Origin of the sequence: Ectothiorhodospira sp. PHS-1, assembly GCF_000225005.1 — a bacterium.
GTDB lineage: Bacteria > Pseudomonadota > Gammaproteobacteria > Ectothiorhodospirales > Ectothiorhodospiraceae > Ectothiorhodospira.
In genome coordinates this window covers 15,757-35,805 of sequence record NZ_AGBG01000030.1, presented here as the reverse complement: position 1 = coordinate 35,805, position 20,049 = coordinate 15,757, and the positions used below count along the sequence as shown (strand labels likewise).

Sequence of the window (20,049 nt, the reverse complement as noted above, 5' to 3'; positions counted from 1 at the left end):
AGGAGCAGAGGTTGGCACCCCTTGCCGTCGCCCCGCTGATGCCCTTTGATGCCACCGGCCGGGAACCCTGGGCGGTGCCGTTTGCCTGGGGGGATTATCTGGCGTTGGTGGAGATGCTGGGTCGGTGCGTGCATCCCGCCAAGCGGGGATTCATGCCGGCGCAGACGCCGAAGCTGCTGGATCGTCTGGGCATGGACGCGGAGGCCTTCATTGCCCACGGCACGAGCCTGTTGCAGGCATTCGGCCACGCCGTGGGCAAGCCGGCGAAGCTGGTGGAACATGCGGCCTGCCGCCAGGCAAAATTCCTGCACGGGATGGGCGCGGCCCGGCGGGTGTTTGAGCGGCGGGCGGTGTTGTAGGCTATTCGCTTGCAACAGGAGTGGCCATGACCGATCAAGACACCGCCTGGCCCACAGATCATGACAGCAGCTAAACGGAGACATACCATGCAAGTTGCCATCGACCTGCCCAGCGACCTCGTCGCGTTTCAAGGTGCCGCAGACACCCGTCAGGAGTTGCAGACCGCTTACGCGTTGTGGCTCTTCCAGCGCGAACGCGTGACCCTCGCAAAGGCTGCCGAAGTCGCTGGGGTTTCGCTCTATGAATTCATGAGCTTGTGCAAAACCAATCAGATCCCCGTCATCGACATGAGCCGTGATGAACTGATGGCAGAACTCGAAGGGCTTGGGAAAACATGATTCTGATCGCGGATGCCTCCGCCCTGATCGCCCTGTCAGCGTGTAACAGCCTGCCCGTGCTGGACGCGCTTTTTGGCACGGTTCTGGTGCCGGAGGCTGTCTATCTTGAAGTCAACGCCGAGGATAAGCCGCATTCCGAGCCGCTCCGGCGCTACTTGCAAGGCAAGGTTCGTCAGGTCGACATGCAGCATTTCGTGTTCCTCGACGCCTATGCCGATGCGGGTGAAACCGCTGCAATGCTGCTCTACAAGGAACTGGATGCCGACTACCTGTTGATCGACGACAAGCGTGGCCGCAAGGTCGCCACAATCAACCAAATCAAGACAGTCGGTTCGTTAGGGGTGCTGCTACAAGCCAAACGGGCCGGGCTGATTGCATCCATCGCGCCCTTGCTTGCGCAGATTGACGCAAGCCCAGTTTTCATCAGCCGCCCCCTCTTTGAAACTGTCCTCGAACTGGCGGGCGAGTTGGACGCTCTTCGAGACTTTCGCCCATGAAGATCTTTGCCATAGCTATGGCAAAGATCTTTATCAACTGGTGAAAAATATAAAGATATAAAGTAAAGGTATAAATGACACCCACTTTTCTTTGTGGTGTCGCGCTGTGTCCGCCGCGCTTTCCTCTGTGGGCAGGACCACCACACCGGCCAGAACTTCGACCACCGGCGCGGCTGGATCGAGGCCAGAATTCGGCAACTGGCCGCCGTCTTCGCCATCGACGTGGCGGCCTATGCGGTGATGAGCAACCACTATCACATCGTGCTGCGGATCGATCAGGGCCGTGCCCAGGGATGGTCGGATGAGGCGGTATTGCGCCGCTGGACCGGCGTGTTCTCCGGGCCGCCGGTGGTGCAGCGGTATCTGGACCCACAGGCCCGGGACACCCTGCACGATGCCGAACTGACCCAGGTTCGGGAGTGGGCGGGTATCTATCGTTCCCGTCTGGTGGATCTGTCCTGGTTCATGCGGGTGCTCAACGAGACCATCGCCCGCAAGGCCAATGCCGAGGACGGGGTACGGGGGCGGTTCTGGGAAGGTCGTTTCAAGAGCCAGGCCCTGCTGGATGAGCAGGCCATTCTCAGTGCCATGGCCTATGTGGATCTCAACCCCATCCGGGCGGGGATCGCCGACACGCCGGAAACCAGCGAGCACACCAGTCTTGAGGCCCGCCTGTACCCGGACAAGGCCGAGGCACGGATGCAGGCGGCCTTGGCCAAGCGCCCGGTCCAGGGGGACGAGGCGGTGGTACCCGGGAAGTCCGAGGCCAATATCCCTCACTGGCGCGATGCATTGCGTTGCGAGCACAGGTTAGCACCCCTTGCCGTCGCCCCCCTGATGCCCTTTGATGCCACCGGCCGGGAGCCCTGGGCGGTGCCGTTTGCCTGGGGGGATTATCTGGAATTGGTGGAGATGCTGGGTCGGTGCGTGCATCCCGCCAAGCGGGGATACATGCCGGCGCAGACACCGAAGCTGCTGGATCGTCTGGGCATGGACGCGGAGGCCTTCATTGCCCACGGCACGAGCCTGTTGCAGGCATTCGGCCACGCCGTGGGCAAGCCGGCAAAGCTGGTGGAACATGCGGCCTGCCGTCAGGTGAAGTTCCTGCACGGGATGGGCGCGGCCCGGCGGGTGTTTGAGCGGCGGGCGGTGTTGTAGGCTACACGACTATGTCGTTGTCCCATGCGGCCGTGCCGTCAGATCAACACCAAGAGCTCGCATTACGGTCAGCAACGTTTTGAGTGTTGGGTTGCCTTGCTCACTGAATGAGCGATATAGCTGTTCACGGGAAAGTCCGGTTTCACGGGAAAGTTCCGTCATGCCTTTGGCACGGGCTACCACGCCCACGGCTTTTGCAATGTAGGCGGCGTCGCCTGTTTCCAACGCATCTGCAAGGAATACGGCAATCGCCTCTTCACTTTCAAGAGCTGCCGCCGGATCGTAGTCGTAAATCTTTTCTCTCATGTGGCCTCCCACTCTGCTGCAAGACGCTGCGCCGTCAAGATATCGCTCTGCTGTGTACTCTTATCGCCACCACACAGGAGGATGATGATTTCGCTGCCTCGGTACTTGAAATAGACCCGGTACCCAGGCCCATGGTGAATACGCAGCTCACTCACACCCTGACCAACAGGCTTGACGTCGCCTGCCAAGCCATTGGCCAAACGGAACATGCGCGCAGCGATCAAAGCCTTGGCACGCTGGTCGCGCAATTTACGCTCCCATTTTCTGTAAGTATCCGTTTGCTTGATTTCGAGCATGGCACATACTGTAGTCTTTAAACTACCACCTCACAAGCCGAATTTAAAAGACACCCACCTTCCGCCGACCTCCCCCGCCCTCTCTGAGACCCTCACCCCATGACCCGACCTCGCTCAGAACTGGTATCCGTCACCGACACGCCCTGGTATCACGTGGTGTCGCGCTGTGTCCGTCGCGCTTTCCTCTGTGGGCAGGACCACCACACCGGCCAGAACTTCGACCACCGGCGCGGCTGGATCGAGGCCAGAATTCGGCAACTGGCCGCCGTCTTCGCCATCGACGTGGCGGCCTATGCGGTGATGAGCAACCACTATCACATCGTGCTGCGGATCGATCAGGGCCGTGCCCAGGGATGGTCGGATGAGGCGGTGTTACGCCGCTGGACCAGCGTGTTCTCCGGGCCGCCGGTGTGTTCCCCTGTCAACGCTTAGCACCTGCCCTCGCCAGCTTATCCCGGCGCACTGTCCGTCCTGGACTCCCGCTTTCGCGGGAGTGACGGGGCAGGAACTGACTTTGAGTCCCGGCCTGTCTCCCTCGCAGTTTCTGTAGAAATCTCGCTCTACTGGAAATTTGTTTCACCTGGTGGCATGGTTTTGCAATGAGACGAGTCTTCAAAACCCGCACCTTCACACGCTCGATGAAAAAGGCCGGGCTAACCGATGCAGCCCTGTGTGCCGCAGTCGAGGAGATGCACCAAGGGCTCGTCGATGCTGACCTGGGTGGCGATGTTGTGAAGAAGCGCGTCGCGCTGCCTGGTCAGGGCAAGCGTGGCGGTGCCAGAACCATCGTGGCTACGAAAATGGCGGGGCGCTGGTTCTTCCTCTATGGCTTCAGCAAGAACGAGCGATCCAACATCGACAAGGACGAACTGCGGGTACTCCAGGAGGTGGCAAGGGAGCTGCTTGGTTTTGATGATCGGCAACTGGCTATTGCGCTGGCTGCCGGTGAAATTGTGGAGATATGTGATGGCGACGACAAAGCGTAACAGCCGAATTCTGGACGAGATGCACGAGACAGCACGTGGACTTCATGGCGCAGGTCTGATCAGCAAGCGTCGCATGGGCGAGTTCGAGGCGCTGTGCAATCTCGATGTGCACGAAATATCGCCGCAGCAGATCAAGGCGCTGCGTGAACAGGCGCACGTCAGCCAGGCAGTTTTTGCCGCTGTGCTGAACACCAGCCTTTCCACGGTTCAGAAGTGGGAAGTTGGAGACAAGAAGCCGAGTGGGCCGTCACTCAAGCTGTTGAACCTGATCGAGCGCAAAGGATTGGAAGCGGTGATTTAAAGCGTTGAACCCCTCCGCGACTTGATTCCTAACGCTCAGCCTACGCTGGGCGTTGCTGTATCTGACGTTCTCAAACCAATCGCGAAAGGACACCTGCCTTTTGCACTCGTACAGCACTGCCGCAGAACCCGGCCACGAGGATCCAAGTGAGAACAACACTGGAATGCTTGACGGAAATGGCATCGGCCGACAGGGAAATTGCCGTGCTATGGCTTTATGGCTCCCGTGCGAAAAATACCGCTACCGAGACGAGCGACTACGACTTGGCGGTTGCTTTCCGCACACCTGAAAAACGTCCCCTGGAGCGGCGCCTGAGGCCTGAGTTACTGGCCCAGCAGTGGCGGCATCAGCTCGACCTTGCGGAGGACATGCTCTCGGTTGTCGATATCAATCAGGCACCCATTCCGCTGGCCATGGTGATTATTCGCACAGGAAGGGTTCTGCAGGTCAACGATCCCCTGCGTCTGGCTCGTGAAGAGAACCGGATCAGTTCAATGTGGGAGCTTGATTACCAGTTCCATGTGCGAAAATTTGCCACCTCTGACACCCAGGAGCCTGACTGTGGAAATCGAGTACGTGAGCGCCATGCGGGAGCATCTGGCCACTCTGACTGAAGAGCTTGAGCAGCTTCACGCATTGAGTCAGGCGCCGCAGGGCCTGTCGCCCCTGATATATCGTGCGGCAGAGCGCAACCTGCAACTTTTGACGGAGGCCTGCATAGGGATTGCCAAACAGAAGCTGAAAGCTCTTGGCATGACCGTCCCCAGCGACGCCCGTCAGGCCTTTGCCAAACTGCAAGCACTGGGTCATGATGCCGGCGGCACGCCCTGGGGCAAGGTGATCGGGCTGCGCAATGCCCTGGTACATGACTACCTGAATCTGGATGCCAACATCGTGCTGGACATCATCCGGCAGCGTCACTACCAACAGCTCATCGACTTCGCCTCTACGCAATTAGGAAAACATTGAACATCCTTCAGCGCCTACCCGGCACCGGCATGGGTAACCACCTCAGCAGGCTCATGGCCGCCAGTACCAGCACCAGCACGGGACCAAAGGGCTGGTCCAGGGCCACCGCCAGCACGAAGGACAGCAGATAGGCCGCCACGGCAATCCCGGCCGCCAGCCACAATACCCACACCCAGCCACGGGCCAGGCGCCAGGCGATCCAGGCCGGGACGAACAGCAGGGCGAAGGCGGCCATGACGCCGAAGCTGGTGGTGGTGATGGCCACGGTGGCCACCACCAGCAGGTCGAATGTGATCTGATGTGGCCGCGCCGGGAGGCCATTGGCCGAGAAATGATCCGGATAGAAACGGGACATGAGCAGACAGCCGGACAACCAGGGCAGGCACAGCACTCCCGCCACGATCAGGGCCACGGCCGCCATCAGATGAGGACGACCGGTGAAATAAAGCTGCCCATCCATCAAGGACTTGCCCACCATGTCGCCGTGGGCGCTGAAGGCCGAGGCCACCAGCGCCATGCCCCACCCCACCAGGATGAAGATCACATAGTGGTCGTTGCCGGGACGGGTCAGCAGGCCCTTGATGACGGCCAGTCCACCGGCGGCCACCACGGCACCCAGCATGACCGGTGCGTGCAGCGCCACGGCCACCACACCACCCGCCCCCGCCAGTTGGGCATAGGCCAGGGCCGCCAGCCATTCATCCCTCAACCGCAGATAGACACCCACCATGGCCGCCACCGGTGCCAGCAACAAACCGGTCACGAAAGGCAGGTGAAACAAGGGATCCAGAAGCAGTTCAAGCATCACGGACTCACGGGCACGACACGGGAGCAGACCGTCTGGATGAAGTCGGCTTCATGACTCACCACCAACAGGGTCCGCCCGCCCAGACCCTCCCGAATCAGGCGGATCAGGCCGGCCGTAGCCTCCGGGTCCAGGTTGTTGGTCGGCTCATCCAGCAGGATCAGATCGGCCGGACTGCCCAGACAGGCCCAGATCTGTACGATCTGGAACTGCCCGCCACTGAGCTGATCCATGCGGCAGTCCAGCAACCGGGCCACGTCATCGGGGGGCGTCCGTCGACCGGCCCCGGTGAGGCGCACCAGGTCATCCCCGGTGAGAGGACACTCCCGGGGGCGAACGGGCTGCTGGCGATGATGGGCCATGCGTAGCCCCGGTGCCCTGGTCAGGCAACCGTCGAAGATCCGGGCCTGACCGGTGAGGGCCTTGAGCAAGGTGGATTTTCCCGCCCCGTTACTGCCCAGCAGACCCACCACTTCCCCGGCGTAGAGATCGAAACTGACCGGACCAACCACCGGCCTGTCATAGCCGGCGATCAGTCCGTCACAGACCAGCAGGGGCTGCATCACCGAGCATTCCCGACCATGGCCTCCACCCACTGGTCGATCAGTGCCAGATAGGCCTCGGCATCCGCGCCCAGGGGCGGGTCCAGCGGCAGGGCATGCAGGGGCCAGTCCAGCTGCTGCGCCACAAAGCGCGGCCCCCGCTCCGGATGGTGAACGGCCCGGATCACGACGCCGTCCCGGCCCGTCAGGTCACGCACCAGATCGCGCAGATGCCGGGCGGTGGGCGGAACACCCGGTACGGGTTCGACGTAACCCAGCACCGGCACCCCCAGTCGCAACGCCAGATAATCCGCATCCTTATGATAGAAGACCACCCCCGGCGCCCCGGCCACCCGGGCCTGCCACGCCGGCAGTCGTGCCTCTACCTGATCGGCAAAGGCCTCGGCATTGGCCCGGAACCTGGCGGCATCCTCCGGCACCAGCAGGGACAGGCGCTCCGACAGCGCATGGGCCACCTCGGCCATGCGGACCGGGTCCATGTTCACATGGGGGTTTCCGGCGGGATGGACATCCCCCAGGGACCGATCCGCCGGACCGCCGACATCGATCAACGCCACCTGGGCGGCGGCTTCGAAGTAACCCGGACGGCCGGGGTTCAGGGCCGGGTTGGCGGCCCCCTGGATGGCCGCGGGCAGCCAGCCCACTTCCAGGTCCGCCCCCACGGCCACCACCAGATCGGCGCCGCGCAGGGCCGCCATCATGCTCGGGCGGGCCTGCAGGTAATGGGCATCCCGATCCGGCGGCGCCAGCACCCGCACCGTGACGGCGTCACCGCCCACGGTCTGCGCCAGCATGCCCATGGCCGAGGTGGTGGCCACCACCTGGAGGGAGGCCTGGGCCGTGACGGCCAGACACATCAGTAACAGTCCTGCCAGCCATTTGTGCATCGTCCTGACCTCCTAATTAGAACCGGTGGGCACCGTGCACGCCCAGTGCGACCTGGAACTGCAGCATGAAGGCCCAGCCATCCTCGTCATGATCATCCTCGCCGGCGAAGTCGGTCCGGTTCACCTGGGCACGCAGCAAGGAGAACTCGGTGGGGCGGAAGGTCAGGTTGGCGGCATAACGGTAGGAGGTGCCGAAGGACTCGTAACCCTGATGTCCGTGTCCCATCCACTGCAGGGTGTTGCGGTTGGTCATGCCCAGGGCATCGGCCCGGACACCGAACTGCCAGCGGGGTGCAATGCCGTACACCGCCTGCACATACAGGCCGTCCTGGCGGGCCACGCCGGACACCGGAGGACGCTGGTTATTCCGGAAATCCACATCGATCTCCCGGTGGTAATACTCCCCCTGCACCACCCAGTCCCCATGACCGAATGACCGACCGGCGTCGTATTTGTAGACGGCGTCCACACCGGCAAACCAGGCGGTGCCGTCCCAGCTCAGGCGATGACCGTGGTCGCCGTGGTCGTGGAAGTCCGACAGCTGGAAAGCGCGGGCATGACCATAGGAAAGGCCGAACTGGGCGGCGTGGTTGTAGCCCAGATCCGGAGCCAGCTTGGCAAAGCCGGTGATGAGCCGGGGACCGGACTTGTCGCTGAAGGGCTTGCCCTCGCCATGCCCTTCATAGGAGGCGATGCCGGCAGTCTCGCCCTGGAGCAGTTCCAGACCGAAGACGCTGTAGAAAGCGGTCTTCGGGGTCCAGGTGAGCTGGACGCCCTTCTCCTGCAGTCCGTGGTCGCCGAAGAGGTATTCGTTCACCAAGGGGCGATCCACGAAAGCCCAGTCATGGGTGTGCTGGGCGTTGATGTAGCCGATGTCCGAGAGGAACTTGCCCGCCTTGATCTGCAGTCCGGCGGGCAGGCTGCGGGTAGTGATGTAGGCCTCCTCCACCTCCACGTGGTCTTCATCCAGGTGCAGGGTGAGGAGTGCATCGAAGTAATGATCCACGGAGGCGGTAAAGGTGAGTTCCGCGGAACGGAAATTGAAGCCCTCCTCCAGCCCATGACCGTGGTGATGACCATGATCGTGATCATGGCCGTGGTCATGACCATGATCGTGGCCGCCCCCGAACCCGGCCGGCGTGCCCACATGGCCGCTGAATTCGTTCAAATACACGGTATCGATGATGACCGAGATATCCGGGTTGAAGGCGCTGCCGGAAGACACCCGTTCACCGCCCAATGCCGGCAGCGGGGTCATGGTGGCGCCGGCAAGGGTGCTGCCGCGCGGCGGCTCCTGGGCATACACCCCGGACAAGGGAAACAGCAGCAAGGCGGCCGCTGTCAGCGGAAGGCGTTTCGTGGCCATGGTCATCTCCGTTTCAGTCTGGTGCGTTGATTCGGCGAACCAGGCAGATGTTATAACATAACAAAAAGAATCAACAGTGGAGATGAGACAATTCCGGGCGAAGGCGCCCTCCCGCCGTCATTCCCGCGGAGGCGGGAATCCAGGGAAAGACTGCCGAATACCAAAGACTCCCGCTGTTGCGGGAGTGACGTTTTCCGGTCGAATTTGCAGCCAGCCCAGGCTCAAGCAAGGCCGGGTATGCGGGTTTTGGAACTAGGGCTAGCTACTCATTGAGGAGGGCATAGAGGTCCATTTTTTCTTTCCAGGCCCAGTTGAAGTCGGGCTGCACGGGGTTCCAGAGACGATGCTCGGAAAGCAGGTTCAGGGCCTTGCTGCTGTAACGGATATCCACATTGCCTGCCAGGCCACCACCCGTGCCCTGATGCTCGCCAAGCATGACCACCACGGCACCATAGATACTGACATCGGCCTGCTCAGCATTCAGGATGACGCCATCACGCAGGATGACCAGACCTTCAAACGTAAATGAGCCGTTGGAGGGGAACAGGTTGACTGTCTGCTGTGATCCATCGGAGGACGAGTCACCGGAAATGATCAGCACACCGGCGCCGTGGACATCACCGGAAAGACCAAGGCTGCCGGAACCCGTGATGTGATAGAGACCGGGCGGTTCGCCCGTGCCGATGATCTCGCCAAGCATGGGACTATCGGCACCTTCGGCACCGGCATTGACCCCAAGATCCACCTGGATGATGCGATCGGCGGAACCGGCCAGCAATGTCTGCAGGTATTGCTGCCAGCTGCGAACGCCACCACCGTCAGGAGAGGACGGCAGCGAGCTGATCCTCAACTGGGGACTGCCGATCACTTCGCCGTCTGCACCGAAAAGGCTGTAAGACGCCGATTGATCCGGCGCCGTCTGGGACATCAGGTGAAGCCCGGCCCCGGAACCGCCCTCTTGATGGATGTGGGCCTGACAATCACCAGATTCACATTCGGCCTGACCGGGAGGCGTCCAGTCCCTGCCGTCATAGTGAACGGTTCTGCCTCTTTGCGAGGGCAACACTCGCCCCAACGTACAGGATGCGCCGATGCAGGTGTAGGCGGAATCGGGGGAGGGATCGAACCAGCGGCTGACCTGCAGGACGAGGGCGCGCTGGGCGGCGATTGCCGAATCGGAACTGCGGCCGATCAGGACGACTTCCGCCTGATGCCCGTCAATCATGCTGGCGCTCTCGTCGAGTTCCCAGTAGGCGCCCGGGCCGTCGACTCCACCCACATAGTGGCGGCCGGCACCGATGAGCTGGACCATGTCCTCCTTGGAATTCCAGAACCCCATGCCGGATGGACCCTGGTCCGCAATCGCGTTGACGACGCTACCAAGACCACTCTCCGCCGCCATGAAGGCATCGGTGATCTGCTTGTGGTTGCCGGCAATCCTTTCCTGGATCAGTGCCGTGCTGATGCCGCTCACGCCCACGAGCGTGGCCAACGCAAGGAGCACCAAGCTGACCACCAGCACGGCACCCCGCTCACGAACCAGAGAAATGGGCATTTCAACCTCCCTGACAAGTCCGTCTGTCGCCTCGATTCGTCCATTAAAGCAACCCGATACCCGGAAAACCTTGAACTGGTTCAGAGTTCGGTGCAGGCAAGAGGTTATTAAACCTAAGGCAGAAGGGCGTTGCGCAGCGCCACATGAAATTGCACGGGGTGCTCATGGACGGGATGACCGGGGGCGGAACGGCTTTCAAAAACCAGTTCGATACGGACGCCGATGGTTGGGCCATTGCCCGGTATCAGGCTGATGTCCATGGACCCATCCTTCAGCCCCGGCACCAGCTCATGGTTCTGGGTGGCGCCGTCACCGCAGCGCAGACCACCGGCTGCCACGTAGTAGAAGACATCCCCCACGCCCACATCGACGCCGCACCAGGCCAGATCCCGGTCGCGGGTCACCCGCAGTACCCCGTTGTCATGCTCCAGGGCAATGGCGCCCCGGATGTCCCGGACCATGAAGTCCACGCCGTAGCCGATGGCTTCCTGCAGGGCGGCCAGGCGTTGGGTCTCCCGATAAGTGGTCTGATTGCCCAGAAAGACCTGGATCACCCCCGCCAGCAGCAGAAGGCCCAGGACCATGGCCACCATCAGTTCCACCAGGGACAGGCCCGACTGACGCAGCAAGGGAATCCGGCAAGAGGAAGGCGCGCTCATGAGCCACCCCCTGTCGGCAGGGTAAGATGGTACTCGAACATCGAGTGACCGGAGGGTTCGTCAAATCGTCCCTCGGACCAGCGCATGGTGATGGTGCAGTTCCCGCCGGTACACTCGATCGTGCTGGCATTCAGGCCCGGTAGGGTGGCCTTGCCCGGAGTGTAACCGGGTGAACCTATCTCATTGCTCCAGTCGCTCAACCAGCCTGCCTGGATGTCCTCCGGATCCTGGAGGGGATAATCCGGACTCAGACTCATCCACAGCCGCTCGCCGGCATCCATGGCGATCACGCCGGCCAGGGTGCGCTGATAGGCGGAGTGCACGCCCTTGAGGCCGTTCAGCTGCAGGGCAGCCAGCCCCAGCAGGCCGATGGACAGCACCAGCAGGGCCACCAGAACCTCGGTCAGGGAAAAACCTCGGTGCCGTCCGGCACGGTCATCACACATATCACAGGCAGGCAACATGGGTCGGCACCTCTGGCCAGATGTTCATCCTTGAACTTCAGAGTGTAATCCACTTCTTCACCGCCGACATGTCCGCGGTATTTGCCATCCTTCACCGCTCCATGCCACCATCGCAACCCTGTGAAACCAGTGGGATTCCCCGTCTTGGCCGGCATGTCCAACATCATCCTCATCGGCCCCATGGGTGCCGGCAAGTCCACCGTGGGCCGGCACCTGGCCACCTATCTGCACCTGCCTTTCGTGGACAGCGACAAGGAAATCGAGCGGCGCACGGGAGTGAGCATCCCCACCATTTTCGAGTACGAGGGCGAGGCCGGTTTCCGGGATCGGGAGGCAGCCATGATCGATGAGCTATGCAGTCGCCAGGGCATCGTGCTGGCCACGGGCGGCGGCGTGGTGATGCGTCCGGAAAACCGGATGCGGCTCGCCCGCTGCGGCCTGGTGGTCTATCTGCGCGCCTCGGTGAATACCCAACTCCGACGCACCTCGCGGGATCGCAACCGTCCCCTGCTGCAGACCGACAACCCCCGCGCCCGCCTGGAGGCGCTGTTCCGTACCCGGGACCCCCTATACCGGGAGATCGCAGACCTGATCGTGGACACCGACCGGGAACACCTGCGCGGCACGGTCAGGACCATTGCCCGGCGTTTTCGTCGCCCCCGGGGCACCTCCTCCCGTCCCCGGGGCGCGGGCGCGGACCAGGTCGCGGGAACCTGAGCCTGCCGGCGGACACGCATCTGGCCTTGGTTTTCACACGTCGAGTATGATGACCCCATGGACACACTCACCGTTGAACTTGGCGAACGCAGTTACCCGATCCATATCGGCCGGGGCCTGCTGGATGAACCGGCGTGGCTTGACCAGGCCCTCAAGGGCCGCCGGGCCATGGTGGTCACCAACGAAACCATCGCCCCCCTCTATCTGGACACCCTCACCCGGACCCTGGTCCGGACCGACACCGGCCCGGTGGAGACGGTGATCCTGCCCGACGGCGAGCAGTTCAAGAACCTGCAGACCCTGGACACCATCTACACCGCCCTGCTGGAACGACGGCTGGACCGCGGCGCCGTGCTGATCGCCCTGGGGGGCGGGGTGATCGGCGACATCACCGGCTTTGCCGCCGCCAGCTATCAGCGGGGCATCGATTTCATCCAGGTGCCCACCACCCTGCTCTCCCAGGTGGACTCGTCCGTGGGCGGCAAGACCGGCGTCAATCACCCCCTGGGCAAGAACATGATCGGGGCCTTTCACCAGCCCCGCCTGGTGCTGATCGATACCGACACCCTCAACACCCTGCCCGACCGGGAGCTGAGCGCGGGCATCGCCGAGGTGATCAAGTACGGCCTCATCGATGATCCGGAGTTCTTCCAATGGCTGGAGCAGCACCTTCCCCGCCTGCTGGCGCGGGAGCCGGAGGCCCTGGCCTTCGCCATCCGCCGTTCCTGCGCCGACAAGGCCCGGGTGGTGGCGGAAGATGAACGGGAATCCGGTCGCCGCGCCCTGCTCAATCTGGGGCATACCTTCGGTCACGCCATCGAGACCGGCCTGGGCTACGGCCGCTGGCTGCACGGCGAGGCGGTGGCCATGGGCATGGTGATGGCCGCGCGGATGTCCTGCCGCATGGGCTGGATGAGCGAGTCCGAAGTCGCACGCATCACCGCCCTGATCAGTGCCGCCGGGCTGCCCGTCGAGGCCCCGCCGGATCTCTCCGCCGCCCGCTTCCGGGAGTTGATGGCGGTGGACAAGAAGGTTCAGCAGGGCCGGCTGCGCCTGGTGCTCATGCAGGGCATCGGCCGGTCGCTGGTCACCGCCGACTTCGATCCCCGCGCCCTGGACGACACCCTGGAGGCCCTGGCCCACCCATGAACACCCATCCGGCGCCTGTCATGGACCCCGAGCGCTTTGCCCCCTATGCGGCGCATGAAGGCAACAGCCGGGGGCGCCATCACCCGGAGGACCCACCCCGCTATCGCAGCCAGTTCCAGCGCGACCGGGACCGCATCATTCATTCCACCGCCTTCCGTCGCCTGGAATACAAGACCCAGGTGTTCGTCAATCACGAGGGAGACCTGTTCCGTACCCGCCTGACCCATAGCCTGGAAGTGGCCCAGATCGCCCGCGCCATTGCCCGGGTGCTACGCCTCAACGAGGATCTCACCGAGGCCATCGCCCTGGCCCACGATCTGGGACACACCCCCTTTGGACATGCCGGTCAGGACGCCCTGAACCTGTGCATGGCCGATTACGGCGGGTTCGAGCACAATCTGCAGTCCTTGCGGGTGGTGGATGTGCTGGAAGCCCATTACGCGGAATTCGACGGTCTGAACCTGACCTTCGAGACCCGGGAAGGCATCCTCAAGCACTGTACCCCGGCGGCGGCCGCCGCCCTGGGCGATGTCGGCGCCCGCTTCATCCAGGGTCACCAGCCCAGCCTGGAAGCCCAGCTCAACAATCTGGCGGACGAGATCGCCTACAACAACCACGACGTGGATGACGGCCTGCGCTCGGGGCTGATCACCGTGGACCGGCTCATGGAAGTCACCCTGTTCCGGGAGGCCTTTCAGGAAGTGCGGACCCGCTTTCCGGATCTGAGTGAAAAGCGCACCCGTCATGAAGTGATCCGCCGCATGATCAACCGCCTGGTCACGGATCTGATCGACAGCAGCCAGGCCCGCATCCTCGCGGCAGCGCCGGACAGCCTGGAGGCCGTGCGCCTGCAACCTCGTCCGCTGATTTGCTTCAGTCCACAGATCCGGGAATATAACCTTGAGTTGAAACGGTTTCTGCGTCAGCATCTTTACCGTCATTACCGGGTCAAACGCATGACCGTCAAGGCAGCCAGAGTGCTGACGGAGCTGTTCCAGGCCTACATGGCCGACCCCGCCCTGCTGCCGACCGAACACGAACACAAGGCGAAACGCCTGGCCGCGGAGACCGGCGATGCCGGTCGGGCCCGCGCCATCGCCGACTATCTGGCAGGTATGACCGATCGCTTTGCCATTGCCGAATACGGTCGCCTGTTCGACCCGAACACACTCTCATGACATCCAGGTAAGCCATGGCCAACGATATGCTGTCCGCCGACTGTCTCGAACGACTCGGACTCCGGCAACAACCTTTCGGTCCAGTCGCCAACGAAGAATTCCTCTACACGGACCCGGCCACCGACATGCCGGTGAACGTGGTCCTCGAACATCTTCGCAATGACCAGAACATCGTCATCCTCAAGGGCGAGGTGGGGGTGGGCAAGAGCACCCAGCTGCTGCGGATCCTGGGACAGGGCCGGGAGAGCATGGACTTCTGCGCCTTCAAGGCCCGCGCCAACATCAGCCTGGCGGCCATCGACTACACCGTGCGTCAGTACTGGAAGGATGCCACCCCGCCCCAGGGCAGTGATCATCTGGACAGCTTCATGGCCGCCATGGTCCAGCAGGGCATGCGCCCGGTGCTGGCCATCGACGACGCCCATCTGCTTGACTCGGCGGTGCTGGCGGAACTGGTCCAGGCTCGGCGCCGGGTTCACGATCAGACCAACCAGTGCTTTGGCCTGCTGCTGGTGGGCGAACCGGAGATTGAAGAACACCTGAGCGCCCTGGACGAATCCCTGGACAGCCCGGAAACCCAGATGACCGTCCAGATGCGCCCCTTTACCCGGGAGCAAACGGCCGCCTACCTGCGACATCGCCTGCAGGCCGCGGGACTGGAAAACCCCCGCCTGCTGGACGACGACGCGATCCAGGCCATCCATCGGGATTCAAACGGGCTGCCGGGGCGCATCAACACCCTGGCCAACAGGCGCCTGGCCGCCCTTTTCGGCGGCACGACCGACACCGCCGGGGACAGCGAGGATGAAACAGACGACGACGCCGACGGCTCACCGGCCTTCTGGCAGCAACGCTGGTTTGCGCCGGCGGTGGCCGGCGTGGTTCTGGTGGGCGCGGTACTGATCCTGACCAGCATTTTCACGGGCCGGGAAGATCCGGCCGAGACCACCCTCAGCCAGCCCATCATGCTGCCTCAGCAAACCCCGAGACCGGCACCGGCGGAAACACCCCAGGATCGCGTGCTGCAACCGGTACCCGTTCAGCCTGTGCCGATCAGCCCACCCCGACCGGCGCCCGAACCGACCCCGATGCCGGCGCCGGAACCCGAGCCCGAACCGGTGCCGGAACCGGAGCCCACGCCGCCCCCGGCACCGGCTCCGGCACAGCCGACTCCGGCCCCGGCACCCACGCCACCGGCGCCGGCGGCGCCGCGCCAACCGTCGCCACCCGCAGCCGCCCCGGCACCGACCACCACGGCCGACGGCAAGCGGATCCGTGATGCCCAATGGCTTCGCGCCCAGTCCCCGGATCGCTTCACCATCCAGATCCTGGCCGGCGGCAATGAGGCGGCGGTTCGGGACTACGCCCGCAACACCAATCTGCCCGGCGATGTCGCCTGGTTCCCCATGCGCCGCGGGGATCAGACCCTGTATGTGCTGGTGTTCGGCTCCTATGCCTCCGCCGATGCGGCCCGTAGCGCCATCCCGGCCCTACCGGCGGAAGTGCGGCGCAATCAGCCGTTCATCCGCAGCTTCCGCTCGGTACAGGACGCCATGGCGAACTGATCTCCGTCGCAGGCATGCCCTTCTCCCCACCCGGGAGAAGGGCCTGGAACATTCATGTCCCGCATCCCCCAAGCCTTCATTGATGAACTGCTGGCCCGCACCGATATCGTGGAGCTGGTGGGTAGCCGCGTCACCCTGAAGAAACAGGGCCGGGAATACGCCGCCTGCTGCCCCTTCCACGCGGAAAAGACCCCATCGTTCTACGTCACGCCGCAAAAGCAGTTCTACCACTGCTTCGGCTGCGGCGCCCACGGCACCGCCATCAGCTTCCTGATGGAGTACGACAACATGGATTTTGTCGAGGCGGTGGAAGAACTGGCCCGGCGGGCCGGCATGGAAGTACCCCGGGAAAGCGGCCCGGGCCGCGGGGACAGTGAAGGCTTCCAACGCCTCATCGCCGCCCAGGAGGCCGCCGCCACCCATTTCACGGACAATCTGCGCCGCCACCCGGAAGCAGTGGACTATCTCAAGCAACGGGGACTCACCGGCGAAATTGCCCGGGACTTCCGCCTGGGCTTTGCCCCCAATCTCCGCGATGACCTGCTGCGGACCCTGGGCAAGACCTTCAAGGAACAGGAGCTGCTCGACGCGGGCCTGGCCACCCAAAGGGACGGCGGTCCACCCTATGATCGCTTCCGGGGCCGCATCATGTTCCCTATCCGCGACAGCCGAGGCCGGGTGGTGGGCTTTGGCGCCCGTCTGCTGGGGCCGGGAGAACCCAAGTACCTGAACACCCCGGAAACCCCGGTCTTCCACAAGGGACAGCAACTCTACGGCCTGTACGAGGCACGCAAGGCCTCCCCCCGGCTGGAGGAACTGCTGGTGGTGGAAGGCTACATGGATGTCATCGCCCTGGCCCAGTTCGGACTGCGCAATGCGGTGGCCACGCTGGGCACCGCCACCACCCGGGATCACCTGGAGCGACTGTTCCGGGTGGTTCCCCATCTGGTGTTCTGCTTCGACGGTGACCGCGCCGGCCGGGAGGCCGCCTGGCGCGCCCTGGAACAGACCCTGCCGGTGATGCGGGACGGACGCCAGGTCCGTTTCCTGTTCCTGCCGGAAGGGGAAGACCCGGATACCCTGGTGCGCCGGGAAGGCCTCGAGGGTCTGCGGGCACGCATGGGACAGGCCCGCCCCCTGTCGGATGTCCTCATCGACGAACTCAGGCAGCGACATGATGCCGGCACCCGGGAAGGCCGTGCCGCCCTGGGTACCCAGGCCACCCGCCTGATCCGGGACATGCCCGACGGCCTGCTGCGCGCCCAGATCATCAACGAACTGGCACAACTGGCCTCCGTGTCCACGGATCAGTTTGAGCGGGGTCTGGCGCCACGTGAAGCCGACCCACCTCCGGCCCCCTCGCCTTCCCACCGCCCCACCCCGGCAAACCGGCGGCAACGTCTGGAGATCACGCCGGTGCGTCTGGCATTGTCGATCCTGCTGGATCAGCCGACGCTGGCCCGGGAGCTGGGCGACATGGACTGGTTGCAGGATCTGCAGGCCCCCGGGGTCAAGATCCTGGTGCAGGTGCTTGAAACTCTGGCGCAGAACCCCAATCTAACCACCGCGGGGCTGCTGGAGCGCTGGAGAGACAGCGAAACTGGACGGCATCTACTAAAATTGGCTCAGTGGCAACCGCCGCCCAGCCAGGAAGAATCGGTGCCGACACTGCTGCGGGATGCCCTGGGCCGCCTGCGCGGACAGTACACCGAGCAGCGCACCGAAGCCCTGCTGGCCAAGGCGTCCCGGTCGGCCTTGTCGGAAGATGAAAAGGCCGAGCTGAAGGCCCTGCTGACGAGAAAGTCCCGGTAAGCCGGGCACGGCGCCGAAACGGCCCGGAGGGCGCCGTCCTGTTGCCGGCGAAGATGGCAGCCACCCATGATGGGTGCTATACTTGAACGTTTCAGTCCCGGCCAGAGCCTCCCCCGGTTTGCGCACAGTTCCCAGCTTGAGCAGGTTTCCATGAATCACGAAGAACAGCAATCCCGCCTGAAGGAGCTCATCGCCAAAGGCAAGGAGCAGGGCTTCCTGACCTATGCCGAGGTGAACGATCACCTGCCGGACACCATCGTCGATCCCGAACAGATCGAAGACATCATCGCCATGATCAACGACATGGGCATCACCGTCCATGAACAGGCGCCTGATTCCGACAGTCTGATCCTCTCCGACAGCTCCGTTTCCACCGACGACGACGCCGCCGAGGAAGCCGCCGCCGCGCTGGCCTCCGTGGATGGTGAATTCGGCCGCACCACCGACCCCGTGCGCATGTACATGCGCGAGATGGGCACGGTGGAACTGCTGACCCGCGAAGGCGAGATCCAGATCGCCAAGCGCATCGAGGACGGCCTGTCCCAGGTGCTGTTCGCCCTGGCCCATTACCCCAAGTCCATCGCCTCCCTGCTGGCCGAATGGGACCAGGTGGAAGCGGGTGAAACCAAGCTCACAGACGTGGTCGTCAGCTTCATCGACCCCAACGCCGACGAAATCGCCGCCGTCTCCCTGCCCAAGGAAGACACCCCTTCCGTGAAGGCGGCCGATGACAGCGACGACAGCGATGACGGGGATGACGACGACGGCGACGATGAAGCCGCCGCCCCCGAGGATACCGGCCCGGACCCGGAAGAGGCCCGCATCCGCTTCACGCACCTCAAGGCCATGTACGAGAAGGCCATTGCCCATGCTGGCGCCGACAAGCGCGAGGAATATCGCCAGGCCCGCGAGGAACTGGCCCGCTACTTCATGGAGTTCAAGCTGGTGCCCCGGCTGGTGGATCAGCTCACCGCCGACCTGCACGAGATGGTGGAACGCATCCGCAACCAGGAGCGCGCCATCATGCGCCTGTGCGTGGACACCTGCCAGATGCCCCGCAAGGACTTCATTCGCACCTTCCCGGAAAACGAGACCAACCTGGAATGGCTGGACGGATGCCTGAAGGGCAAGACGAGCAAATACAAGGAGTTGCTGGCCGAGCACCGGGATGACATCCTGCGCGCCCAGAAGCGATTGGTGACCATCGAGGAGGAGTCCAGCCTCACCATCGGCGAAATCAAGGACATCAACCGTCGCATGTCCATCGGCGAGGCCAAGGCCCGTCGCGCCAAGAAGGAAATGGTGGAGGCCAACCTGCGTCTGGTGATCTCCATCGCCAAGAAGTACACCAATCGCGGCCTGCAGTTCCTGGACCTGATCCAGGAGGGCAACATCGGCCTGATGAAGGCGGTGGACAAGTTCGAATACCGGCGCGGCTACAAGTTCTCCACCTATGCCACCTGGTGGATTCGTCAGGCCATCACCCGCTCCATCGCGGACCAGGCCCGCACCATCCGCATCCCGGTGCACATGATCGAGACCATCAACAAGCTCAACCGGATCAGCCGGCAGATGCTGCAGGAGATGGGCCGCGAAGCCACCCCGGAGGAGTTGTCCCAGCGCATGGAGATGCCGGAGGACAAGGTGCGCAAGGTGCTCAAGATCGCCAAGGAGCCCATCTCCATGGAGACGCCCATCGGCGACGACGAGGACTCCCACCTGGGGGATTTCATCGAGGACGTGAACGTGCAGTCCCCGATTGAGTCCGCCACCCGGGAAAGCCTGTCGGAGACCACCCGCGAGGTCCTGGCCAGCCTGACCCCGCGGGAAGCCAAGGTGCTGCGCATGCGTTTCGGCATCGACATGAACACCGACCACACCCTGGAAGAGGTGGGCAAGCAGTTCGACGTCACCCGCGAGCGTATCCGCCAGATCGAGGCCAAGGCCCTGCGCAAGCTGCGTCACCCCTCCCGCTCGGAGATGCTGCGCAGCTTCCTGGACCTGGAATAAATAGAGTGAAATACGCCTGATTCGCCGACAGGTCGGCTCCCACATCGATTGCCACAAATGCAACCGTGGGAGCTGACCGGCGAACAACAAGGCACCCACGGACAGCAA

At 63.4% G+C, this 20,049-nt stretch carries 22 protein-coding genes and 2 pseudogenes; 15 read left to right on the top strand and 9 right to left on the bottom strand.

Annotated features, from left to right (window positions below):
• The 4 genes and pseudogenes from ECTPHS_RS11640 to ECTPHS_RS11625 all read left to right on the top strand — a co-directional run.
• Nucleotides 1-359, top strand: a pseudogene (locus tag ECTPHS_RS11640) (transposase); the annotation flags it as partial.
• A gap of 87 nt (nucleotides 360-446) precedes the next feature.
• The gene (locus ECTPHS_RS11635) at nucleotides 447-698 is read left to right on the top strand and encodes a UPF0175 family protein (RefSeq protein WP_008932950.1); all 252 of its coding nucleotides are present in this window, start codon (nucleotides 447-449) and stop codon (nucleotides 696-698) included.
• Nucleotides 695-1,195: a DUF3368 domain-containing protein gene (locus ECTPHS_RS11630; RefSeq protein ID WP_008932949.1), complete on the top strand. Its 501-nt coding sequence runs from the start codon at nucleotides 695-697 to the stop codon at nucleotides 1,193-1,195. The genes ECTPHS_RS11635 and ECTPHS_RS11630 overlap by 4 nt, the downstream gene beginning before the upstream one ends.
• A gap of 93 nt (nucleotides 1,196-1,288) precedes the next feature.
• Nucleotides 1,289-2,353, top strand: a complete 1,065-nt coding sequence (locus tag ECTPHS_RS11625; RefSeq protein WP_008932948.1) for a hypothetical protein — start codon at nucleotides 1,289-1,291, stop codon at nucleotides 2,351-2,353.
• 9 nt (nucleotides 2,354-2,362) lie between these two features.
• Here the strand turns inward: ECTPHS_RS11625 and ECTPHS_RS14290 are convergent, their stop codons facing one another.
• Together ECTPHS_RS14290 and ECTPHS_RS11620 are read right to left on the bottom strand one after the other, a co-directional pair.
• Nucleotides 2,363-2,659 (bottom strand): addiction module antidote protein, encoded by a 297-nt coding sequence (locus ECTPHS_RS14290; protein ID WP_008932947.1) that lies wholly within the window; start codon nucleotides 2,657-2,659, stop codon nucleotides 2,363-2,365.
• A complete protein-coding gene (locus tag ECTPHS_RS11620; RefSeq protein ID WP_008932946.1) occupies nucleotides 2,656-2,955 on the bottom strand; it encodes a type II toxin-antitoxin system RelE/ParE family toxin in 300 nt (99 codons plus the stop codon). The genes ECTPHS_RS14290 and ECTPHS_RS11620 overlap by 4 nt, the downstream gene beginning before the upstream one ends.
• Before the next feature lie 99 nt (nucleotides 2,956-3,054).
• On the opposite strand from ECTPHS_RS11620, the pseudogene ECTPHS_RS11615 reads away from it, so the two are divergent.
• The 5 genes and pseudogenes from ECTPHS_RS11615 to ECTPHS_RS11595 all read left to right on the top strand — a co-directional run.
• Nucleotides 3,055-3,366, top strand: a pseudogene (locus ECTPHS_RS11615) (transposase); the annotation flags it as partial.
• Nucleotides 3,367-3,554: 188 nt separating this feature from the next.
• On the top strand, nucleotides 3,555-3,941 hold the full coding sequence (locus ECTPHS_RS11610; RefSeq protein ID WP_008932944.1) for a type II toxin-antitoxin system RelE/ParE family toxin: 387 nt from the start codon (nucleotides 3,555-3,557) through the stop codon (nucleotides 3,939-3,941).
• Nucleotides 3,922-4,242 carry a DNA-binding transcriptional regulator gene (locus ECTPHS_RS11605; RefSeq protein ID WP_040405875.1) on the top strand — a complete coding sequence of 107 codons (321 nt, stop codon included), beginning with the start codon at nucleotides 3,922-3,924 and terminating at the stop codon, nucleotides 4,240-4,242. The genes ECTPHS_RS11610 and ECTPHS_RS11605 overlap by 20 nt, the downstream gene beginning before the upstream one ends.
• 176 nt (nucleotides 4,243-4,418) lie before the next feature.
• The gene (locus tag ECTPHS_RS11600; protein WP_083838846.1) at nucleotides 4,419-4,856 is read left to right on the top strand and encodes a nucleotidyltransferase domain-containing protein; all 438 of its coding nucleotides are present in this window, start codon (nucleotides 4,419-4,421) and stop codon (nucleotides 4,854-4,856) included.
• Nucleotides 4,828-5,211, top strand: coding sequence for a DUF86 domain-containing protein (locus ECTPHS_RS11595; protein WP_050814259.1), 384 nt, complete (start codon nucleotides 4,828-4,830; stop codon nucleotides 5,209-5,211). The genes ECTPHS_RS11600 and ECTPHS_RS11595 overlap by 29 nt, the downstream gene beginning before the upstream one ends.
• 7 nt (nucleotides 5,212-5,218) lie before the next feature.
• Here the strand turns inward: ECTPHS_RS11595 and ECTPHS_RS11590 are convergent, their stop codons facing one another.
• The 7 genes from ECTPHS_RS11590 to pilV all read right to left on the bottom strand — a co-directional run bounded on the left by ECTPHS_RS11590 (nucleotide 5,219) and on the right by pilV (nucleotide 11,510).
• Nucleotides 5,219-6,016, bottom strand: coding sequence for a metal ABC transporter permease (locus tag ECTPHS_RS11590; protein WP_008932942.1), 798 nt, complete (start codon nucleotides 6,014-6,016; stop codon nucleotides 5,219-5,221).
• The gene (locus tag ECTPHS_RS11585) at nucleotides 6,016-6,579 is read right to left on the bottom strand and encodes an ATP-binding cassette domain-containing protein (protein ID WP_008932941.1); all 564 of its coding nucleotides are present in this window, start codon (nucleotides 6,577-6,579) and stop codon (nucleotides 6,016-6,018) included. The genes ECTPHS_RS11590 and ECTPHS_RS11585 overlap by 1 nt, the downstream gene beginning before the upstream one ends.
• A complete protein-coding gene (locus tag ECTPHS_RS11580; RefSeq protein WP_008932940.1) occupies nucleotides 6,579-7,466 on the bottom strand; it encodes a metal ABC transporter substrate-binding protein in 888 nt (295 codons plus the stop codon). The genes ECTPHS_RS11585 and ECTPHS_RS11580 overlap by 1 nt, the downstream gene beginning before the upstream one ends.
• A 16-nt stretch (nucleotides 7,467-7,482) precedes the next feature.
• Nucleotides 7,483-8,724 carry a TonB-dependent receptor gene (locus tag ECTPHS_RS11575; protein ID WP_141565349.1) on the bottom strand — a complete coding sequence of 414 codons (1,242 nt, stop codon included), beginning with the start codon at nucleotides 8,722-8,724 and terminating at the stop codon, nucleotides 7,483-7,485.
• Between the two features lie 370 nt (nucleotides 8,725-9,094).
• Nucleotides 9,095-10,387, bottom strand: a complete 1,293-nt coding sequence (locus tag ECTPHS_RS14085) for a PilX N-terminal domain-containing pilus assembly protein (RefSeq protein WP_008932938.1) — start codon at nucleotides 10,385-10,387, stop codon at nucleotides 9,095-9,097.
• Between the two features lie 113 nt (nucleotides 10,388-10,500).
• The gene (locus tag ECTPHS_RS11565; protein WP_083838845.1) at nucleotides 10,501-11,046 is read right to left on the bottom strand and encodes a PilW family protein; all 546 of its coding nucleotides are present in this window, start codon (nucleotides 11,044-11,046) and stop codon (nucleotides 10,501-10,503) included.
• Nucleotides 11,043-11,510 (bottom strand): type IV pilus modification protein PilV, encoded by a 468-nt coding sequence (pilV, locus tag ECTPHS_RS15340; RefSeq protein WP_008932936.1) that lies wholly within the window; start codon nucleotides 11,508-11,510, stop codon nucleotides 11,043-11,045. The genes ECTPHS_RS11565 and pilV overlap by 4 nt, the downstream gene beginning before the upstream one ends.
• A gap of 153 nt (nucleotides 11,511-11,663) precedes the next feature.
• Between pilV and aroK the strand changes: the two genes are divergently transcribed.
• The 6 genes from aroK (at nucleotide 11,664) to rpoD (ending at nucleotide 19,941) form a co-directional block, all read left to right on the top strand.
• Nucleotides 11,664-12,227, top strand: coding sequence for a shikimate kinase AroK (gene aroK / locus ECTPHS_RS15235; protein ID WP_040405883.1), 564 nt, complete (start codon nucleotides 11,664-11,666; stop codon nucleotides 12,225-12,227).
• Nucleotides 12,228-12,284: 57 nt separating this feature from the next.
• Nucleotides 12,285-13,376: a 3-dehydroquinate synthase gene (gene aroB, locus ECTPHS_RS15230; RefSeq protein WP_008932934.1), complete on the top strand. Its 1,092-nt coding sequence runs from the start codon at nucleotides 12,285-12,287 to the stop codon at nucleotides 13,374-13,376.
• On the top strand, nucleotides 13,373-14,554 hold the full coding sequence (locus ECTPHS_RS11545) for a deoxyguanosinetriphosphate triphosphohydrolase (RefSeq protein ID WP_008932933.1): 1,182 nt from the start codon (nucleotides 13,373-13,375) through the stop codon (nucleotides 14,552-14,554). The genes aroB and ECTPHS_RS11545 overlap by 4 nt, the downstream gene beginning before the upstream one ends.
• A gap of 14 nt (nucleotides 14,555-14,568) precedes the next feature.
• Entirely contained in the window at nucleotides 14,569-16,119 is a 1,551-nt protein-coding gene (locus ECTPHS_RS11540) for an AAA family ATPase (RefSeq protein ID WP_008932932.1), read from the top strand.
• 54 nt (nucleotides 16,120-16,173) lie between these two features.
• Nucleotides 16,174-17,931: a DNA primase gene (dnaG, locus tag ECTPHS_RS11535; protein ID WP_008932931.1), complete on the top strand. Its 1,758-nt coding sequence runs from the start codon at nucleotides 16,174-16,176 to the stop codon at nucleotides 17,929-17,931.
• Nucleotides 17,932-17,997: 66 nt separating this feature from the next.
• Nucleotides 17,998-19,941: an RNA polymerase sigma factor RpoD gene (rpoD, locus tag ECTPHS_RS11530; RefSeq protein ID WP_371200109.1), complete on the top strand. Its 1,944-nt coding sequence runs from the start codon at nucleotides 17,998-18,000 to the stop codon at nucleotides 19,939-19,941.
• Nucleotides 19,942-20,049: the final 108 nt, after the last annotated feature.

Excerpts from the sequence above, each read along its gene's own strand:
- ECTPHS_RS11635 (WP_008932950.1), top strand. The coding sequence starts at position 447 with ATGCAAGTTGCCATCGACCTGCCCAGCGACCTCGTCGCGTTTCAAGGT.
- ECTPHS_RS11630 (WP_008932949.1), top strand. The coding sequence starts at position 695 with ATGATTCTGATCGCGGATGCCTCCGCCCTGATCGCCCTGTCAGCGTGT.
- ECTPHS_RS14290 (WP_008932947.1), bottom strand. The coding sequence starts at position 2,659 with ATGAGAGAAAAGATTTACGACTACGATCCGGCGGCAGCTCTTGAAAGT.
- ECTPHS_RS11620 (WP_008932946.1), bottom strand. The coding sequence starts at position 2,955 with ATGCTCGAAATCAAGCAAACGGATACTTACAGAAAATGGGAGCGTAAA.
- ECTPHS_RS11610 (WP_008932944.1), top strand. The coding sequence starts at position 3,555 with ATGAGACGAGTCTTCAAAACCCGCACCTTCACACGCTCGATGAAAAAG.
- ECTPHS_RS11605 (WP_040405875.1), top strand. The coding sequence starts at position 3,922 with ATGGCGACGACAAAGCGTAACAGCCGAATTCTGGACGAGATGCACGAG.
- ECTPHS_RS11600 (WP_083838846.1), top strand. The coding sequence starts at position 4,419 with ATGGCATCGGCCGACAGGGAAATTGCCGTGCTATGGCTTTATGGCTCC.
- ECTPHS_RS11595 (WP_050814259.1), top strand. The coding sequence starts at position 4,828 with ATGCGGGAGCATCTGGCCACTCTGACTGAAGAGCTTGAGCAGCTTCAC.
- ECTPHS_RS11590 (WP_008932942.1), bottom strand. The coding sequence starts at position 6,016 with ATGCTTGAACTGCTTCTGGATCCCTTGTTTCACCTGCCTTTCGTGACC.
- ECTPHS_RS11585 (WP_008932941.1), bottom strand. The coding sequence starts at position 6,579 with ATGCAGCCCCTGCTGGTCTGTGACGGACTGATCGCCGGCTATGACAGG.
- ECTPHS_RS11580 (WP_008932940.1), bottom strand. The coding sequence starts at position 7,466 with ATGCACAAATGGCTGGCAGGACTGTTACTGATGTGTCTGGCCGTCACG.
- ECTPHS_RS11575 (WP_141565349.1), bottom strand. The coding sequence starts at position 8,724 with ATGACCCCGCTGCCGGCATTGGGCGGTGAACGGGTGTCTTCCGGCAGC.
- ECTPHS_RS14085 (WP_008932938.1), bottom strand. The coding sequence starts at position 10,387 with ATGCCCATTTCTCTGGTTCGTGAGCGGGGTGCCGTGCTGGTGGTCAGC.
- ECTPHS_RS11565 (WP_083838845.1), bottom strand. The coding sequence starts at position 11,046 with ATGAGCGCGCCTTCCTCTTGCCGGATTCCCTTGCTGCGTCAGTCGGGC.
- pilV (WP_008932936.1), bottom strand. The coding sequence starts at position 11,510 with ATGTTGCCTGCCTGTGATATGTGTGATGACCGTGCCGGACGGCACCGA.
- aroK (WP_040405883.1), top strand. The coding sequence starts at position 11,664 with ATGTCCAACATCATCCTCATCGGCCCCATGGGTGCCGGCAAGTCCACC.
- aroB (WP_008932934.1), top strand. The coding sequence starts at position 12,285 with ATGGACACACTCACCGTTGAACTTGGCGAACGCAGTTACCCGATCCAT.
- ECTPHS_RS11545 (WP_008932933.1), top strand. The coding sequence starts at position 13,373 with ATGAACACCCATCCGGCGCCTGTCATGGACCCCGAGCGCTTTGCCCCC.
- ECTPHS_RS11540 (WP_008932932.1), top strand. The coding sequence starts at position 14,569 with ATGGCCAACGATATGCTGTCCGCCGACTGTCTCGAACGACTCGGACTC.
- dnaG (WP_008932931.1), top strand. The coding sequence starts at position 16,174 with ATGTCCCGCATCCCCCAAGCCTTCATTGATGAACTGCTGGCCCGCACC.
- rpoD (WP_371200109.1), top strand. The coding sequence starts at position 17,998 with ATGATGGGTGCTATACTTGAACGTTTCAGTCCCGGCCAGAGCCTCCCC.